Source organism: Hydrogenophaga sp. 2FB, from assembly GCF_005503365.1.
Lineage (GTDB): Bacteria > Pseudomonadota > Gammaproteobacteria > Burkholderiales > Burkholderiaceae_C > Hydrogenophaga.
The window spans coordinates 56830-74908 of the sequence record NZ_SCML01000020.1; the positions used below are offsets into that span (position 1 = coordinate 56830).

General features: G+C 66.6%; 16 protein-coding genes and 1 riboswitch. Of the genes, 9 read left to right on the forward strand and 7 right to left on the reverse strand.

Annotation, left to right across the window (positions count from 1 at the left end):
* Nucleotides 1–135: 135 nt before the first annotated feature.
* A complete protein-coding gene (gene recQ / locus FFS09_RS13525; RefSeq protein ID WP_137919413.1) occupies nt 136–2049 on the reverse strand; it encodes a DNA helicase RecQ in 1914 nt (637 codons plus the stop codon).
* A 4-nt stretch (nt 2050–2053) separates the two neighbouring features.
* Nucleotides 2054–2473: a rhodanese-like domain-containing protein gene (locus FFS09_RS13530; protein WP_137919414.1), complete on the reverse strand. Its 420-nt coding sequence runs from the start codon at nt 2471–2473 to the stop codon at nt 2054–2056.
* An 80-nt stretch (nt 2474–2553) separates the two neighbouring features.
* Between FFS09_RS13530 and FFS09_RS13535 the strand changes: the two genes are divergently transcribed.
* Nucleotides 2554–3600, forward strand: coding sequence for a homocysteine S-methyltransferase family protein (locus FFS09_RS13535; RefSeq protein WP_137919415.1), 1047 nt, complete (start codon nt 2554–2556; stop codon nt 3598–3600).
* Between the two features lie 7 nt (nt 3601–3607).
* On the opposite strand, the gene FFS09_RS13540 is transcribed toward FFS09_RS13535, so the two are convergent.
* Nucleotides 3608–4231, reverse strand: a complete 624-nt coding sequence (locus tag FFS09_RS13540) for a Crp/Fnr family transcriptional regulator (RefSeq protein WP_137919416.1) — start codon at nt 4229–4231, stop codon at nt 3608–3610.
* 113 nt (nt 4232–4344) lie between these two features.
* Between FFS09_RS13540 and FFS09_RS13545 the strand changes: the two genes are divergently transcribed.
* Together FFS09_RS13545 and FFS09_RS13550 are read left to right on the forward strand one after the other, a co-directional pair.
* Nucleotides 4345–5265 (forward strand): LysR substrate-binding domain-containing protein, encoded by a 921-nt coding sequence (locus FFS09_RS13545; RefSeq protein WP_137919417.1) that lies wholly within the window; start codon nt 4345–4347, stop codon nt 5263–5265.
* Nucleotides 5266–5371: 106 nt separating this feature from the next.
* Nucleotides 5372–6820, forward strand: a complete 1449-nt coding sequence (locus tag FFS09_RS13550; RefSeq protein WP_252374361.1) for an FAD-binding oxidoreductase — start codon at nt 5372–5374, stop codon at nt 6818–6820.
* Here the strand turns inward: FFS09_RS13550 and FFS09_RS13555 are convergent.
* Both FFS09_RS13555 and FFS09_RS13560 read right to left on the reverse strand, forming a co-directional pair.
* Complete coding sequence (locus FFS09_RS13555; RefSeq protein WP_137919418.1) at nt 6817–7686, reverse strand: pirin family protein; 870 nt, start codon at nt 7684–7686, stop codon at nt 6817–6819. The genes FFS09_RS13550 and FFS09_RS13555 overlap by 4 nt on opposite strands.
* A gap of 92 nt (nt 7687–7778) precedes the next feature.
* Nucleotides 7779–8651 (reverse strand): pirin family protein, encoded by an 873-nt coding sequence (locus tag FFS09_RS13560; RefSeq protein WP_137919419.1) that lies wholly within the window; start codon nt 8649–8651, stop codon nt 7779–7781.
* A gap of 99 nt (nt 8652–8750) precedes the next feature.
* On the opposite strand from FFS09_RS13560, the gene FFS09_RS13565 reads away from it, so the two are divergent.
* Nucleotides 8751–9641, forward strand: coding sequence for a LysR family transcriptional regulator (locus FFS09_RS13565; RefSeq protein WP_137919420.1), 891 nt, complete (start codon nt 8751–8753; stop codon nt 9639–9641).
* Nucleotides 9642–9801: 160 nt separating this feature from the next.
* Nucleotides 9802–10848, forward strand: coding sequence for an RNA methyltransferase (locus tag FFS09_RS13570; protein WP_137919421.1), 1047 nt, complete (start codon nt 9802–9804; stop codon nt 10846–10848).
* 12 nt (nt 10849–10860) lie between these two features.
* Here the strand turns inward: FFS09_RS13570 and FFS09_RS13575 are convergent, their stop codons facing one another.
* Nucleotides 10861–11601 carry a hypothetical protein gene (locus tag FFS09_RS13575; RefSeq protein WP_137919422.1) on the reverse strand — a complete coding sequence of 247 codons (741 nt, stop codon included), beginning with the start codon at nt 11599–11601 and terminating at the stop codon, nt 10861–10863.
* A gap of 315 nt (nt 11602–11916) precedes the next feature.
* Between FFS09_RS13575 and FFS09_RS13580 the strand changes: the two genes are divergently transcribed.
* Complete coding sequence (locus FFS09_RS13580; protein WP_137919423.1) at nt 11917–12318, forward strand: transcriptional regulator; 402 nt, start codon at nt 11917–11919, stop codon at nt 12316–12318.
* Between the two features lie 60 nt (nt 12319–12378).
* Nucleotides 12379–12476: riboswitch (S-adenosyl-L-homocysteine riboswitch) on the forward strand.
* Between the two features lie 66 nt (nt 12477–12542).
* A complete protein-coding gene (metH, locus tag FFS09_RS13585) occupies nt 12543–15239 on the forward strand; it encodes a methionine synthase (protein WP_137919456.1) in 2697 nt (898 codons plus the stop codon).
* Here metH and FFS09_RS13590 read toward each other — a convergent pair whose 3' ends face one another.
* Nucleotides 15240–16055, reverse strand: coding sequence for an IclR family transcriptional regulator (locus tag FFS09_RS13590; protein WP_137919424.1), 816 nt, complete (start codon nt 16053–16055; stop codon nt 15240–15242).
* Between the two features lie 102 nt (nt 16056–16157).
* On the opposite strand from FFS09_RS13590, the gene FFS09_RS13595 reads away from it, so the two are divergent.
* On the forward strand, nt 16158–17582 hold the full coding sequence (locus FFS09_RS13595; RefSeq protein ID WP_137919425.1) for an FAD-dependent oxidoreductase: 1425 nt from the start codon (nt 16158–16160) through the stop codon (nt 17580–17582).
* Nucleotides 17583–17672: 90 nt separating this feature from the next.
* The gene (locus FFS09_RS13600) at nt 17673–18074 is read left to right on the forward strand and encodes a DoxX family protein (protein ID WP_137919426.1); all 402 of its coding nucleotides are present in this window, start codon (nt 17673–17675) and stop codon (nt 18072–18074) included.
* Nucleotides 18075–18079 lie beyond the last annotated feature (5 nt).

Here is an 18079-nt window from a genome sequence, read left to right on the forward strand (position 1 = left end):
AGGAGGAACCCCCCGGCTACATCAGAAACATCGGCTTGAGGGGCGACGGCTTGAGCGGCTGCCTGGGGCTGACCGACGGGCGGTCGGCACATTCACACCTTGGTTGTCAGGGGCGAATGCAGGCTGCGGATCGCCTCAGACAAAAGCACTCACCACCCGAATCACGTCGGCGCCGTAGGCCTCGCGTTTTTTCTGGCCGATGCCGGCCACGCCGTCCAGATCGGCCAGGGTTTCGGGCTTGCGACCCGCGATGGCGCGCAAGGTGGCGTCGTGAAAGATCACGAAGGCCGGCAGGTTGTGTTCGCGTGCCACGCCGGCGCGCCAGGCCTTGAGCGCCTCGAGGCATTCGCGTTCGGACAGGCTCAGTGGCACGCCGTCGTCCTTCACCGTGGCGCGTGCCGCGCGTTGGCGGCCGCTGCGCGCGGTGCCGGCGGCCTTGTCGGCCAGGGCCTTCAGCCGCACCTCGGTCTGGCCCTTGAGGATGTCGCGCGCCGCGTCGGCCAGGTGCAAGGTGTTGTAGGGCGCGTCGTGCACCTCCACGGCCTCGCGTGCGATGAGCTGGCGCAGCAGGGCGCGCCATTGCGTTTCCGACAGATCGGCGCCGATGCCGAAGGTCGACAGCTTTTCGTGGCCGTACTGCTTGACCTTGTCGGTGGCCTTGCCGCGCAGGATGTCCATGATGTGGCCCGCGCCAAACGCCGTGCCACTGGCTTGCTGCACGCGGTAGATGCACGAGAGCAGCTTGCGCGCAGACTCGGTGGCGTCGATCAGCTGGGGCGGGTTGAGGCAGTTGTCGCAGTTGCCGCAGGGCTGGCTGGCTTCGCCAAAGTACGACAACAGGCGCACGCGGCGGCAGTCGCTTGCCTCTGCCAGTGTGAGCAGGGCATCCAGTTTGCCGCGCAGCACCTGCTTGAACTCGTCGGCCGCCGGGCTCTCGTCGATCATGCGGCGCTGGTTCACCACGTCTTGCAGGCCATACGCCATCCAGGCGTTGGCGGCCTCGCCGTCGCGCCCCGCGCGCCCGGTTTCCTGGTAGTAGCCCTCGATGTTCTTGGGCATGTCCAGGTGCGCGACGAAGCGCACGTCGGGCTTGTCGATGCCCATGCCGAAGGCGATGGTGGCGACCATGATCAGACCTTCTTCGCGCAGAAAGCGGTCCTGGTGTTTCTGGCGCACGGCGGCGTCCAGCCCGGCGTGGTAGGGCAGGGCCGTAAGGCCGGCGTCGCACAGCATGGTGGCCACTTCCTCCACCCGGCGGCGCGACTGGCAGTAGACGATGCCGGCATCGTGCTCGTCGCCGCTGTTGGTGTGCTCGTCGCGGATGAAGCGCATCAGCTGCGTGGTGGCGTCCTTCTTCTCCACCAGTTGGTAGCGGATGTTGGGGCGGTCGAAGCTGCTGATGAAGGTGCGCGCTTCCTGCAGCTGCAGGTGCGCGACGATGTCGGCGCGCGTGAGGTCGTCGGCGGTGGCCGTGAGGGCGACGCGCGGCACGTCGGCGTAACGTTCGTGCAGCACGACCAGCGCGCGGTACTCGGGCCGGAAGTCGTGACCCCACTGGCTCACGCAGTGGGCTTCGTCGATCGCGAACAGGCTGAGCTTGCCGCGTTCGTGCAGCGAGTCCAGCAGCGCGAGGAAGCGCGGCGTGGTCAGGCGCTCGGGCGCGGCATAGATCATGGTGATCTCGCCACGCAGCATCTGCTTTTCAACCCGCTGCGCGTCTTCGCTGCTGAGGCTGGAGTTGAGGAAGGCGGCCGCCACGCCGGCTTCGAGCAGCGCGCCCACCTGGTCGTGCATCAGCGCTATCAGGGGCGACACCACGATGGTCACGCCCTGGCCGGCGCGCTCGCGCACGATCGCCGGCACCTGGTAACACAGTGACTTGCCGCCGCCCGTGGGCATGAGCACCAGCGCGTCGCCGCCGGCGCCCACGTGCGACACGATCTCGGCCTGCGGGCCGCGGAAGGCGTCGTAGCCGAACACCTCGTGCAACACGCCGAGGCTGTTCTCCAGAATTTCGCTGCCGGGCGCGATATCGATCGTCGCGGTCATGGGCTTACATCTGCTCCCATGGCAGGCCATCAAAACGCCAGCCATTGATGCTGGAGCGTTTGAAGGCATCGTTGAGCTCGCCCTCGAAACCGTGCAGCACGTGCGCCACGTCGCGGAAGCCGGCGGCCTCGAGCGCCTGGCCCGCATCCAGCGTGCGCTTGCCACTGCGGCAGATCAGCAGCACCGGGCGGTCCTTGCGGCCCGCCTCTTCTTCCACCGCGGCCGCAAAACGCGTCGGGTCGGGCGTGAGGTCGGGGTATTCGTACCAGGGGATGTTCTCCACGCCGGGCGGGCGACCCACATAGAGCGATTCGATTTCCATGCGCACGTCCACGAACAACGGGGGTTCTTCGCCGCGGGCGGCGCGCGACTCGCGTTCGGCCTGCAGCCAGGCCCAGGCCTGCTGGGGCGTGAGGTGTTTCATGCCGGGTATTGTCGGGGAATTCGCAGGGCCACCGATCTGGCGGGCGGCCGGGCGCGGGGGGGCTTTCATACAATCCCGGCATGAACGCCCCTGCCTACACCCGCGCGCAAGCGCTGCCCGAGATCCTGAAGCAACGCATCGCCATCCTCGATGGCGCCATGGGCACCATGATCCAGCGCTTCAAACTCGGTGAGGCCGAGTACCGCGGTGAGCGCTTCAAGGACTTCCACAAGGACGTGAAGGGCAACAACGAGCTGCTCAGCCTGACGCGCCCCGATGTCATTCGCGACATCCACGAGGGCTACCTGGCCGCTGGCGCCGATTTGATCGAGACCAACACCTTCGGCGCGACCACCATCGCGCAGGACGACTACGAAATGGCCCATCTGGCGCGCGAGATGAACGTGGCCTCGGCGCGGCTCGCCCGCGCCGCCTGCGACAAGTTCAGCACGCCCGACAAACCGCGCTTCGTCGCGGGTGCCCTCGGCCCCACGCCCAAGACGGCGAGCATCAGCCCCGACGTGAACGACGCGGGCGCGCGCAACGTCACCTTCGAGCAGCTGCGCGCGGCCTACCTGGAACAGATCGAAGGCCTGGTCGAAGGCGGGGCCGACGTGCTGCTGGTCGAAACCATTTTCGACACGCTCAACGCCAAGGCGGCGCTGTTCGCCATCGACGAATTCTTCGAGCAATCCGGGCAGCGCCTGCCGATCATCATCAGCGGCACCGTGACCGACGCCTCCGGCCGCATCCTCAGCGGCCAGACCGTGACCGCGTTCTGGGCCAGCGTGCGCCATCTGCAACCCCTGGCCGTGGGCCTGAACTGCGCGCTGGGCGCGGCCCTGATGCGGCCGTACATCCAGGAACTGGCCAAGGTCGCGGGCGACACCTTCATCAGCTGCTACCCCAACGCCGGCCTGCCCAACCCGATGAGCGACACCGGTTTCGACGAAACGCCCGCCGACACCAGCCGCCTGTTGCGCGAGTTCGCCGCCGAAGGCCTGGTGAACATCGTGGGAGGCTGTTGCGGCACCACGCCCGACCACATCGCCGCCATTCACCAGAGCGTGAACCCGCTGGCGCCACGCGCGCTCAAGCGCGATTACTTCTACAAAGAAGCGGCCTGAACGGTCGTCAGTCCAGATCCGGCACCAGCCGGTTGATTTCTTCCTGCATGCTCTGCACCAGCTGGCCGTAGAGCTGCAGCTTGCCGTCGGTTTCGCGCAGGCGCCGGCTCAGGCGCAGCGCCACCGCGCTCAGCAGCTTGGCGGCGGTGGTGGGTTCTTCGGCGATCATGGCTTCGAGCGCGGCGCGCGTGAGCACGGCGCAGCGCACGTCGGTGCTCGCCGTGCAGGTGGCCGAGCGGGCCGCGCCGTCCATCAGCGACATTTCGCCCATGAGATGGCCCGGGCCGAGCACGTTCACCGTCAGCGGTGAGATGCGGCTCACCGTCACCGTCTCGACCGTGACTTCACCGTCGACCACCAGGGCCATGAAGCCGTCGTCGCCGCTGTTGCCGCTGGCACCCTGGCGGATGATGGCCTCGCCCTCGGCGCACTGGCGCATCTCCATGTAGCCCACCACCGTGAGCGCTTCTTCCTTGCTGAGCTGGATCAGCGCGTTGGCCGAGCGCAGGAAATGCGCGGCACGCTGCGCGGTGGCCGAGGCGTTGACACGGGCGCGCCGGACACTGGTGTGGCGCTTGCGGGCGGTGGCGACCTTGTCGGATGCGCCAAACAGAGCAGTGAACAGGGCCATCGCAAATACCCGGGAAAAGTGGACAAATGCAGTGATTGTCGTGTGTTCCGGGCTGGAGCAACACCTTGGCTCACCATCGTGGAGAATGCACCGACCTCTTCGCAGGAGCAACGATGGAAATCCGCCAGCTTCGATACTTCCTCAAGATCGCCGATTTCGGAAGCCTCTCGAAGGCTGCGCAGGTGCTCTATGTGGCGCAACCCGCGCTCAGCCAGCAGATGACCCAGCTGGAAGCGGAACTGGGTCAGCAACTGCTGCACCGCAAGTACAACGGCGTGCAGATGTCGGAGCAGGGCGAGGTTTTCTACCGACACGCGCAGAGCATCCTCAAGCAGATTGACGAGCTGCCCAACATGGTCCGGCAGGCCGGGGTGGCGTTCACCGGGGTTGTGACGGTGGGCTTGCCGCAGAGCACCGCCGTGCAGTACGCCATGCACCTGCTCGACGCGGTGGGCAAGGCGCACGAGGGCGTTTCGCTGGAGTTCTTCGACGAGATCAGCGGCAACCTGTTGCGCGGCCTGGACAGCGGGCGTTTTGACCTCGCCGTGATCGTCAGCGACCAGGATGCGAAGCTTCTCGACGCCGAGCCGCTCATGGACGAAGAGCTGTTCCTCGTCGCCACCGCCGACAAGAAGTTGCCCGCCACGGTGAACGTGTCCGACCTGAGCAAGCATGTCCTGGCGCTGCCGGGCGTGCACCACGGCGTGAGGGCGCTGGTGGAAGAGGCCGCGCGTGCCGTCGGCAGCCCGTTGCCCCGGCCCTTCATCGTGGCCAACTCGATGAGCATCATGCGCAAGGCGATCGAGAGCGGCGTGGCGGCGGGCATCATGCCTTGGGCGGCCGTGAGCGATCTGATCGCCACCGGCCACCTCCAGGCGGTGCCCCTGGTGCCCAAGCTGACCCGGCGTGTGCATGTGTGCAGTGCCAGGGATGGCTCGCTGTCCCTGGCCGCGCAAGCGGTGAAGCTTCTCTTGCTCGAAACCACGCGCGAGCGGGTCAGGAGCGGGGCGTGGCAAGGCGTCGAATTGTTATAGCCCTGAACGCTACCCCTAGACGCAATCCGTATTTCTCATGGCGGGAGCCGCCTCCTAGACTGATTCCTGTCAACAACTGGAATACAGCGTGAAGGAGATCGACGCCATGTCCGCAGTGCTCACCCCCCAACATCCTTCCACCATGGCCGACAGCGCAGACCGCTCCGGCCTGCCTCGCGCATTGGTCGAGTGGCTATCGAACATTCTCGGAGACCGTTTCACCACCAACGCCGCCGTGTGTCTGGAGCACGGATCCGACGAGTCGGCCTACGAGCCGTGCCCGCCTCAGGCCGTGGCTTTCCCCGGATCCACCAACGAAGTGGCGCTGATCGTGCAGGCCTGTGTCGCGCACCGCGTGCCGGTCATACCCTTCGGCATCGGGTCGTCCATCGAGGGCCACCTGCTGGCGGTGCATGGCGGCGTGTCCATCGACATGTCGCGCATGAACCAGGTGATCGAAGTGCGGGCCGAAGACCTCACGGCCAAAGTCCAGGCGGGCGTGACCCGCGAGGCGCTGAACAAGGCGCTCGCGCACACCGGCTTCTTCTTCTCGGTGGATCCGGGCGCCAACGCCACCATCGGTGGCATGGTGGCCACGGCCGCGTCCGGAACCAACACCGTGCGCTATGGAACCATGCGCGACAACGTTCTGTCCTTGACAGTGGTCACACCGCAAGGGCAGGTAATCCGCACCGCGCGGCGAGCGCGCAAGTCCTCTGCCGGCTACTGCCTCACGCAGTTGTTCACCGGCTCGGAAGGCACGCTGGGCATCATCACGGAAGTGGTGGTCAAACTGCATCCGCAGCCCGAAGCCATTGCCGCCGCGGTGGTTCATTTCCCGAGCGTGGGCGCCGCGGTCGATACCGTGATCCAGGCCATTCAGCTCGGTGTGCCGCTGGCGCGCGCCGAATTGCTCGACGCCATGACCATCAAGGCCGTCAACCTGCACAGCAGGACCACGCTGGCGGTGGAGCCCACCTTGTTCCTGGAATTCAGCGGCTCGACGGCGCAAGTCGAAGAGCAGAGCGCGGCCTTGCAAAGCCTGGTGGAAGACAACGGTGGCGGTGACTTCCAGTGGGCCACGCGGCCCGAAGAGCGCAGCCGTCTCTGGACGCCTCGGCACCATGCCTATTTCGCCTGCCTTCAATTGCGCCCAGGCTGCCGTTCATTCACCACCGACGCCTGCGTGCCCATTTCGGTGCTGGCCGAATGCCTCACCGAAACCGTGGCCGACATTCAGGCCAGCGGCCTGCAGGCACCCGTGTTCGGCCACGTGGGCGATGGCAACTTCCACTGCCTGTTGCTGGTGGACCCCGGCAACCCCGAAGAAGTGAAGACCGCCGAAGCGGTGAGCGAGCGGCTGATGCGCCGCGCCATCCGGTACGACGGCACCTGCTCCGGCGAGCACGGCGTTGGCCTGCACAAAATGCCGTATCTCGAAGAAGAGCATGGCGCGGCCACGGTAGACGTGATGCGCCGTATCAAGCGTGCGCTGGACCCGCTCAACATCATGAACCCCGGGAAGGTGGTTCATGTGCAGGTCGGAGCCGCTTAGCCCGGCAACGGAATCCATTCCTTGTCGTCACCCGGCGGCAGCGGGATGCGGCCAGCGGCCCAATCGGCCTTGGCTTCCTCGATGCGTTCCTTGCGCGAGGACACGAAGTTCCAGAAGATGTGGCGCTCGCCCAGGGGCTCGCCACCGAAGACCATCAGTGTGGCCTTGGTGCGCGCGGTGATCACCGCATCGGTGTCGTCACCGAACACCAGCAACTGGCCCGGCACGTACGTCTCGCCCTCGTACTCGACCTCGCCGCGCGCCACGTAAGCCGCCTGTTCGCTGTAGCCGCCCGGCAACGTCAGGCGCGCGCCCGGTTGCCATTCGGTGTGCAGATAGAACAGCGGCGAGTGCGTGCGCACCGGGCTCTTCATGCCATAGGCCTCGCCCGCGATCAGGCGCATCCACACGCCGCCATCGTCGCGCACCGGCAGGTCCGCGGCCCGGTAGTGGGTGAAAGCCGGGTCGGTTTCTTCGTCGGCCTCGGGCAGTGCCACCCAGAGCTGCATCAGCTCCAGCCCGCCGCCGGCGAACGAGTCCGGGTGCTTGAAGCGCTCGGAATGCGAGATGCCGCGCCCTGCGGTCATCCAGTTCACGTCGCCGGGGTTGATGAACTGGTGCACACCCAGGCTGTCGCGGTGCTCGACCTGGCCGCTGAGCAGGTAGCTCACGGTGGACAGGCCGATGTGCGGGTGCGGGCGCACGTCGGCCGCAGGTGTGTCTGCGGCGGCGAGCGTGACCGGGCCGGCGTGGTCCACGAAGATCCACGGGCCGACCATGCGGCGTTTCGCGTACGGCAGCACGCGCCGAACTTTGAGGCCGTGGCCCAGGTCGGCTTCGCGGGCGGTGATGACCATTTCAAACATCGTGGAGCTCCTTGTTGTATCGAGTGAAGTACCCGCGGTTCCCGGGCACCCGCGGAACCTGCTTTGCCGGGCCGCGGGCGGCCTGGGGGGGGTTACACGGCTTCTTTGACGCGCCCCATCTTTCCGCTCTGGAAGTCGGCGAAGGCCTGGTGGATCTCGGCCTCGCTGTTCATCACGAACGGACCATACCCCACCACCGGCTCATCGATCGGTTCACCCGCCAGCCACAGCACGGTGGCGTCTTCCAGCACCTCGAGGGTCACGTCCTGTCCGTCGCGCGAGTGCACCGCCATTTGCGCAGCCGTCACCTCTTTGCCGTCGGCCAGGCGCAGCCGCCCACGCAACACGAACGGCGCGGTGGTGTGGCCTTCCGCAGCGGGCAGCGTCACGGTGTGGCCAGCCTTCAGGCGCAGATCCCACACCTGCATGGGCGTGAAGGTATGCGCCGGGCCTTTCACGCCCAGCAATTCGCCCGCGATGATGCGCGCCGTGCCGGCCCCATCGGGCAGGTCGATCTGCGGAATCTGGTCGCGCGTGATGCCCTGGTAGCCCGGGGCCGCCATCTTGTCGCGCGCGGGCAGGTTCACCCAGAGTTGCACCATCTCGAACGCGCCGCCTTCCTTGGCGAAGCGTTCGCCGTGGTACTCCTCGTGCACGATGCCGGCCGCCGCCGTCATCCACTGCACCTCACCGGGGCCGATGGTGCCGCCGCCGCCGCTGGAATCGCGGTGCGAGACCTCGCCGTCGTAGACGATGGTCACGGTTTCGAAGCCGCGGTGCGGATGCTGGCCCACGCCGCGTTGTTTCGTGGTCGGCTCGAAGCGCGTGGGGCCGCCGTAGTCGAGCAGCAGGAACGGCGAGAAGCGTTCCGGCGCATTGTTGTACGAAAAGACGCTGCGCACGGGAAAGCCGTCACCGACCCAGTGGCCGCCGGCGCTGCGTTGGATGAAGGACACGGTTTTCATGGGGTTTTCTCCTTGTGAGCATCCACTGTACCGGGCCCGCGCGCGCGTGATAAGTCGGTAAGATCACAAATCATTTTTCAATGAACTGAACAATCGAGCATGGACCTGAACGACACCCTGGTGTTCGTGCGCGTGGCGCAAGCCGGCGGCTTCAGCGCCGCCGCGCGCTTGTTGAGCATGCCGGTGTCCACGTTGAGCGTGCGCGTGTCGCGCCTGGAGCAGCGGCTGGGCGTTACGCTGTTGCAGCGCACCACGCGCCGTCTGCGGTTGACGGAGGCGGGTCAGGCCTACCTGCGCCAGGCCGCGCACGGGGTGGAGGAAATTCTGCAGGCCGAGGCGCAGATCGACGCCGGCAGGCACGAGGCGCAGGGCCTGCTGCGCATCACGCTGCCGATCGACATGGGCGATGAGCAGTTGCTCGGCATCCTCAGCGGCTACCGCGCGCGCCACCCGGGCGTGGCGGTCGAGCTGGTGTTTTCCGATGTGCGCCTGGATCTGGTGGAGCAGGGGCTTGACGTGGCCTTGCGCGCCGGCGAACTGGCCGACTCCAGCCTGGTCGCGCGCAAGATCGGGCAGGCGCGCTGGGCACCTTTTGCCCACCCGGACTACCTCAAGCGCGCGCCCGCGCTGCGCCAGCCCAAGGACCTCACGCAACACGCCACCCTGTGCTTCAGCCCGCTGGGGCGCGACAGCTGGACGCTCATGCGCGGCAAGTCGCGCGCCAACGTGCCGCTGCGCAGCGCGTTTGTGGCGAACGACATGCGCCTGATCCGCCAACTCGCGATCGACGCCCAGGGCGTGGCGCTGCTGCCCGACTACGTGTGCCGCCGCGAGGTCGACCATGGGCAGTTGGTGCCGTTGCTGCCGGGCTGGCACGCGCGCACCGATCCCATCCACCTCGTGTACCCGGGGCAACGCTTTGTGCCGGCCAAGCTGCGGCACTTCATTGACGAGACGGTGCCCGCTTTGACTGCGCTCTTCGAGCGCTGAACAGCCCATTGCGCCGCTGACGCGGCTTCCCCCTCTTTGGCGCGCGTTTGGCGCTTGGAGTGGGGACGGCAGCTTGGGCTGGCGGAGCCGGACCCTTGCTGCCCCTGGATGAGGCCCCTCGTGCGTTGCGCTGCAGCCGTCGCGCTAAGCTTCGTCCCCCATGCGCATCGAACACCTTCGCCAACGCCTGCGCGCGCTCGGCGCCAACCCCCGCCACGCGCAGCGCGTGCTGCGCCTGTGGTCACAGGCCTTGCCGCAGGACGCGGGCCGGCGCGAGATCGCGCACTTTCTGCCGGCCACGCTGGTGGCGGCCTTGCCCGCGCTGGCCGATGAACTCGCCGGCCTGGCGCGTCTGCAATCCGAACACCCGGGCCAGGATGGCTCGGCGCGCCTGCTGGTGGCGCTGGCCGACGGCCAGACCGTGGAGAGCGTGCTGCTGCCACGCGACGGCCTGTGCGTGTCGACCCAGGTCGGGTGCGCGGTCGGCTGTGTGTTCTGCATGACCGGAAAAAGCGGCCTGATCCGCCAGGTCGGCAGCGCCGAAATCGTCGCGCAGGTGGCGCTTGCGCGCACGCGCCGCCCGGTGAAGAAAGTCGTGTTCATGGGCATGGGCGAGCCCGCGCACAACCTGGACAACGTGCTCGAAGCGATCGACCTGTTGGGCACGGTGGGCAATATCGGGCACAAGAACCTGGTGTTCTCCACGGTCGGCGACCCACGGGTATTCGACGCGTTGCCGCGCCAGCGCGTCAAGCCCGCGCTGGCGCTTTCGCTGCACACCACCAAGGCCGAATTGCGCGAGCAATTGCTGCCGCGTGCGCCGCGCATGAGCCCCGAGGAACTGGTGGCGGCCGGTGAGGGCTACGCGCGCGCCACCGGTTACCCGATCCAGTACCAGTGGACCTTGCTTGCCGGCATCAACGACGGCGACGACGAGATCGACGGCATCGTGCGCCTGCTGCAGGGCAAGTACGCCATCCTCAACCTGATTCCGTACAACACCGTGGACGACCTGCCCTACCAGCGCCCGAGTTGGGCGCAGGCCGCGGCCCTCGCGCGCCGCCTGCACGAGCGCGGCGTGCTCACCAAGCTGCGGCAGTCGGCCGGGCAGGACGTTGAAGGTGGCTGCGGGCAATTGCGCGCGCGGGCCGAGCGGCCGGCCCGGCGGGTGATCCCCGTGCAGGTGCAGAGCGGCATGGGCGGTTGACTTCGACGTCTCTCAGGACTTCGTGACCTTCCCGGACGCGCCGGTGGCGGGCGGGCTCTGTGTGAACACGATCTGCACGCCGCTGCCGTTGCGCGACGATGCGACGCTGCGCAGGTGGCGGCGCCAGGCCAGACCGGTGGTGATGTCTTCGTTGCGTGTGCAGTAGGGCGAACGCGTCTCGTCGTCGAACACCATCGCATCGGACGGCAGGCGCGCGAGGCATTCGAGCGCTTCCACGCGGCCATCGGTGATGGCGACGATGCCGTCCGCCTGGGTCTGGCGAAGGCTCCTGGTTCCACTGCCGGCGTGGGCGCGCACAAAGCCGAGAACCTCTTCGCGGCGGGTCTCGGGGATGAGCAGCGGCGCGAGCTGCACCACATCGGATGTGAAAAAGTCGCGCGTGCCGAGGTCACCTACCTTGACCCTGCCGCACAAGGTTTCAAACAGTCGGCTGCGAACGCAGGCGTGGTGTGCCACCAGCAGGAAGTGGCTGGTGAAGCGCGTGTCGTTGAGGCGGGCCATTTTCGACGCACGGTAGTTCAGCAATTGCCAGACCATCAGCGCCAGCACGACCTGAATCTGGTCTGTGCCACACGTCAAGGCGACCTCGTGCACGGGCCGGGCGGGCCGAGGCTCGGTGCCTTCCGGGGCTTCGTGGACGGTGATGACATCCAGAATCGCCTGGCGCTGGTGTTCGTTGAAATCAGGCCCGGTGCAGGCCTGGCGTTCCTTGGGGTTGAACCACCATTGCAACAACAGCGTCGTTGTATTTGTAGACTTTGGTAATATAAATTTGTCCATTAACCCTCCAAATATGTTTACTAATTGGGGAATGATTTTAATCAACATGTGAGTCAATAAAGAAATGCAGTGTTGATTTAAGACAACGCCAGAAAAGGCTTCCCTTTCGATTCGGTTTTCACGCTCCTGGAGAAACCCCCATGGGTATAACGGCTGCATGAGGCCCGCATGTGGCTCAAATGCTGTGGGGAATGTTTAATCAACAAGTTAACCAGGGTGGTAACAGAACGGCGATGAAATACGCCGCCGAAAACTAGCGTTCGGGGCATGGAACACAAGCTCGAATTTGCCCAACGGCTGCGCGACGCGATGGTCGCCGCCGGCCTGGAGCCCCGGCCCAGCGTGTTGCTCAACCTGTTCAATGCCCGTTACTGGGGCCGTTCGGTGTCCTTCCAGGGCGCTGCGCGTTGGCTGCGCGGCGAGTCGATCCCCGAACAGGACAAGCTGCTCGTGCTGGCCGAGATCCTGCGGGTGGAGCCCGAGGTGCTGCGCTTTGGCCAGGTGGTGCGCCAGCGGGTGCAGGAGCAGCGCCAGCGTTGGGACCACGGCCTGAGTTACCAGGAGCGCGAGGTGCTCGACGCCTTCCTCAATCTGCCGGTGCCACAGCGCAAGATCGTGCGCGAGGTGATCCTGGCGTTCGCGCAAGCCCACGGCGCCAAGGAAGACTAGGGGTGCGGTGCGCAAGCCCTTCACCGTGAAGAAGCGCGTGGCGCCGAGCTAAAATCGCCGACTCTCAAGGAGCGTTGCAGCGCCGGCGGGCTTTCACAGCCCCCACCGTGCGTCAGGCTTGAGTGGGCGCGAACAGGCCCAAACGGCGCTCACCAGTCTGTTGTCCGCAACCTGTCTTGGTGAGTCCCATGCCCGAATCCGCTTCTCTTCCCCCCGTGCCACCCATGCTGCTCTCCGGCCTGGAGCCGCTGCGCGTGGAGCCGGGCAGCCTGTTCGTGAACGTGGGTGAGCGCACCAACGTCACCGGCTCCAAGGCCTTCGCCCGCATGATCCTCGAAGGCCGCTTCGAGGACGCGCTCGCCGTCGCGCGCCAGCAGGTGGAAAACGGCGCGCAGATCATCGACGTCAACATGGACGAGGCCATGCTCGACAGCAAGGCCGCGATGGTGCGTTTCCTCAACCTGATCGCCGGCGAGCCCGACATCGCGCGCGTGCCGGTGATGGTGGACAGTTCGAAGTGGGATGTGATCGAAGCCGGCCTGCGCTGCGTACAGGGCAAGGGCGTCGTGAACTCGATCAGCATGAAAGAAGGCCTGGACGAGTTCAAGCGCCAGGCGCGCCTGGTCAAGCGCTACGGCGCGGCCGCGGTGGTGATGGCCTTCGACGAAAAGGGCCAGGCCGACACCTACGAACGCAAGGTCGAGATCTGCGAGCGCGCCTACCGCGTGCTGGTCGATGAAGTGGGCTTCCCGCCCGAAGACATCATCTTCGACCCCAACATCTTCGCCATCGCCACCGGCATCGAAGAGCACAACAACTACGCGGTCGACTTCATCAACGCCACACGCTGGATCAAGCAGAACCTGCCCGGCGCCAAGATCAGCGGCGGCGTGTCCAACGTGTCGTTCAGCTTCCGCGGCAACGACCCGGTGCGCGAGGCGATCCACACCGTGTTCCTGTACCACGCCATCCAGGCCGGCATGGACATGGGCATCGTCAACGCCGGCATGATGGGCGTGTACGACGAGCTGGAGCCCGAGCTGCGCGAACGCGTGGAAGACGTGGTGCTCAACCGCCGCGCCGACGCGGGCGAGCGCCTGGTCGAAGTGGCCGAGAACGCCAAGGGTTCGGCCAAGGACGACAGCAAGAAGAACGAATGGCGCGCGCTGCCGATCCGCGAGCGTCTGTCGCACGCACTGGTGCGCGGCATCAACGACTGCATCACCGAAGACACGGAAGAGATGTGGCAGGAGATCAAGGCTGGGGGCGGGCGCCCGCTGCACGTGATCGAAGGCCCGCTGATGGACGGCATGAACGTCGTCGGCGACCTGTTCGGCCAGGGCAAGATGTTCCTGCCGCAGGTGGTGAAAAGCGCGCGCGTGATGAAGCAGGCCGTGGCGCATCTGCTGCCCTACATCGAGGCCGAGAAGCTGGCCATGCAGGCGGCCGGCGGCGATGTGAAGCCCAAGGGCAAGATCGTCATCGCCACCGTCAAGGGCGACGTGCACGACATCGGCAAGAACATCGTCACCGTCGTGCTCCAGTGCAACAACTACGAAGTGGTGAACATGGGCGTGATGGTGCCCTGCCACGAAATCCTCGCCATGGCCAAGGCCGAGGGCGCCGACATCGTGGGCCTCTCGGGCCTGATCACGCCCAGCCTGGAAGAAATGCAGTACGTGGCCGGCGAGATGCAGAAGGACGAGCACTTCCGAGGCAAGGGCATCCCGCTGCTGATCGGCGGTGCCACCACCAGCCGCGTGCATACGGCCGTGAAGATCGCGCCGCACTACGACGGCCCGGTGGTCTACGTGCCCGATGCCTCGCGCAGCGTGAGCGTGGCGCAAGGCCTGCTGTCGGACCAGGCCGCGGCCTACATCGCCGAGGTCAACGCAGACTACGAGCGTGTGCGCACGCAGCACGCCAACAAGAAGCAGGTGCCGCTGTGGCCGCTGGAGAAGGCGCGCGCGAACAAGACGCCGATCGACTGGACGGCCTTCACGCCGCACAGGCCGAAGTTCATCGGCCGCCGCGTGTTCAAGAACTTTGACCTGAACGAAATCGCGAAATACATCGACTGGGGCCCGTTCTTCCAGACCTGGGACCTCGCCGGACCCTTCCCCGAAATCCTCAAGGACGAGGTGGTGGGCGAAGAAGCGCGGCGCGTGTTCAGCGACGGCAAGCGCATGCTGCAACGCATGATCGAAGGCCGCTGGCTCAGCGCCAGCGCGGTGGTGGGCCTGTACCCGGCCAACAGCGTGCGCGACGACGACATCGAGCTCTACACCGACGAAAGCCGCAGCGAGGTCGCGCTCACCTGGCACGGCCTGCGCCAGCAGACCGAGAAGCACGAGTTCGAAGGCGTGATGCGCCCCAGCCGCTGCCTGGCCGACTTCGTCGCGCCCAAGGGCGTGGCCAACGACTACGTGGGCATGTTCGCGGTCACCGCCGGCCTGGGCGTGGAGAAGAAGGAAAAGCAGTTCATCGACGACCTCGACGACTACTCCGCCATCATGCTCAAGGCCATCGCCGACCGCATGGCCGAAGGGCTGGCCGAGTGCATGCACCACCGCGTGCGCACCGACCTCTGGGGCTACGCGGCCGACGAAGCGCTGAGCAACGAAGAGCTGATCAAGGAAAAGTACCAGGGCATCCGGCCCGCGCCGGGCTACCCGGCATGCCCGGACCACTCGGTGAAGCGTCCGATGTTCGATCTGCTGCAATGCGAAGACATCGGCATGGCGCTGACCGAGAGCCTGGCCATGACGCCGGCGGCCAGCGTGAGCGGCTTCTACCTCGCGCACCCGCAGAGCACGTACTTCAACGTCGGCAAGATCGCCGACGACCAGGTGGACGACCTGGCCGCGCGCAGCGCGGTGGCGCGCAACGAGCTGCAGCGCTGGTTGGCGCCGAACCTCTGATCAGTCGTAACGCATCGGCTCCAGCAGGGCCTCGATGGCCGTGGCCTCTTCGCGCAGCCGCTCCAGCAGCGGCGCGCGGCGCGGTACGGTGAGATCGGCGCCGCTGGCGGCCAGGCTGAGCGAGGCCACCGGTGCGCCGTCGGGCATGTTGATGCTCACACCCAGCGCCGCGATGCCCGGGATGATGTCTTCCTGGTTGAAGCCGTAGCCCAGGCGGTGCGAACGCTGCAGCATGCGCCGCACGGCAGCCTGGCGCGCCTCGCCGCGCCGCATGATCGAGCGCAGGTTCTGCGCTTCGATGTCCACGTACTCGGCGCGCGGCATGCACACCAGCATCGCCACGCCACCAGCCGACAGCGCCAACGGCCGGCGCGTGCCCACGTCCACCGTGTAGGCCTTCAAGGCCTTGCGGCCTTCGTGCCGCGCGATGCACACCGAGTCCGCGCCGCTGCGCACGTTCAGGAACACCATGTCGCGCGTATCCGCCGCGAGCTTGGCCAGCCGGGGCGCGGCCGCGCGGTCGAGCGAGAAGTAGGGCGATGCCGCCACACCGAGCTCGAAGGTGAGCGCGCCCAGCGTGTAGCGGCGCGTGCCGGCCACGCGCGTGGCCAGGCGCTCTTCGACCAGACCGGCGAGCAACCGGTGCACGGTGGTGTGGTCCAGCCCGGTTTCTTCGGCCAGATCGCTCAGGCGCCAACCGGTGGCCGTGTGGGTGGAGAGTGCGCGCAGCAGCGCCACGGCGCGGCGCACGCTTTGCGCGCCTTCGGATGCGCGGGCCTTGGGCGGTGTTTTGGAGACCGGGGTGGATGCCGTCATATTGTTCAATATACGGAAAAACCATTGCCCTTCACAAGAGCGTTTGCCCTGCGCGGAGAAACAATCTCAGCCATCGAACAACACCCTTGAGATGGAAATACGATGGAGACACAGAACGAATTTGCCAGCGCTTCGCGCACCACCGAATGCGACCTGGTGGTCCTCGGAGCGGGCGCGTCCGGCGTTGCCGCGGCTCTCAGCGCGGCGCGCGCAGGCCTCAACACCGTGCTGGTGGACGCGGGCCCGATGCCGGGGGGCGAACTCATCAGCGGCATGGCCATCGACGGCGCGCTCAACGGGCGCGGCGAATGGATCATGGGCGGCGTGGGGCGCGAGATCCTGGCCGAATGCGAAAGTCTGGGCGGCTACGTCGGTGCGAACTGCGACTGGCGCCTGATCTGGTACGTGTGCCTGGACCCGGAGTTCATGAAGCTGGCCATCGCGCGGCTGCTGGCCAGGGCCGGCGTGCGCTTGCTGCTGCACACGCAGGCCACGCACGTCTCGGTCGACGGTGACCGTGTGACCGCGCTGCACGTGCGCAACAAGGAAGGCCAACTCGCATTGCGCGCGCCCTTGTTCGTCGACTGTTCGGGCGATGCGGACATCGTCGCCGCCGCGGGTGGCACCGTGCTGCGCGGTGGCCCTGGCGGTGAGATGCAACCGGTCTCGATGATGTTCCGCATGGCCGGTGTCGACACCGAACGCCTGCTGGCCTTCCAGCACGACCACACCGAGTCGTTCGCGCTCGGCGAGAGCGACGCGATCCGTCAGGGGCGCACCGACCGCGAGTTGGCCGAGTGCGCGATCCGGCAAGGTCAGCCGTCGGTGTTCATCAAGGGCAATGGGCCGCTGCTGTCGGCGGCCATCGAGCGCGGCGAGATGTACCCGACCGCGCTGATCATGATCCAGCCGACCTCGAACCAGCGCAAGGAGGTGTGCCTGAACACCACGCGCGTGGGCGGCATCGACGGCATGCGCACCGGCGAGTTGAGTGGCACCTTGTCGACCCTGTCCGACCAGGTGGTGCAGTGCGCGGCCTTCATGCGGCGCCACGTGCCGGGCTTCGAGAGCGCGGCCTTCAGCGGCATGTCCACACGCGTTGGCGTGCGCGAAACGCGCCGCATCGATGGCGTGCAGAGCCTCACCGAATCGGACGTGCTGGAAGCGCGCAAGCGCGAAGACGGCGTGGCCAAGGGCTCGCACCATGTGGACATCCACCAGTCGGGCACCGGGCAGATCCGCATCCCGGTGAAGGACGGTGGGTCCTACGACATTCCCTGGGGTTGCCTGTTGCCCAAGGGCATTGCCAACGTGGTGGCTGCCGGGCGCATCCTCTCCGCCGATCGTGGCGCGCACGGATCGGCGCGGGTGATGGGACCGTGCCTCTCGATGGGGCATGCGGTGGGTGTCGCGTCGGCGATGTTGCTGCAAGGCAAAGGCAGAGCGCCGTCGTATGCGCAGGTGGATGTGGCGGCGCTGCGCGCGCGCCTCAAAGCCGAAGGCGCGGTGCTCGACGGCACACGCTGAACGCGCGTGCATGGAACCGATGGCACGGAACGGGATCAGCCTTCAGGGACAATCTTTCGTTCCTTCCTCCATCGACCTTTTTCTTCGTTCATGAACACCATCAACAACCTTTTCAACCAACCCCGTTTCGGCGTTCTCCTGTTGCGCTGGACGCTCGCGCTGCTGATGGTTCTGCACGGCTGGGCCAAGATCACCGGCGGCGTCGGTGGCATTGAAGGCATGCTGGTGGCCAAGGGCCTGCCCGGCTTCCTGGCCTACGGGGCGTACCTCGGCGAGTTCCTGGCGCCGCTGATGTTGTTGGCGGGTTTCTGGGTGGTGCCCGCAGCGCTGCTCATTGCCATCAACATGGTGTTTGCGTTGGTCCTGGCCCATGCGGGCCACTTCACGGACCTGACCGGCAGCGGCGGCTGGCGGCTGGAGCTGCAGGCATTCTTCCTGGTCAGCGCGCTGGTCGTTGCGTTCACCAACCGCCTTGGGCCGAACAGAGGGTGATCCCT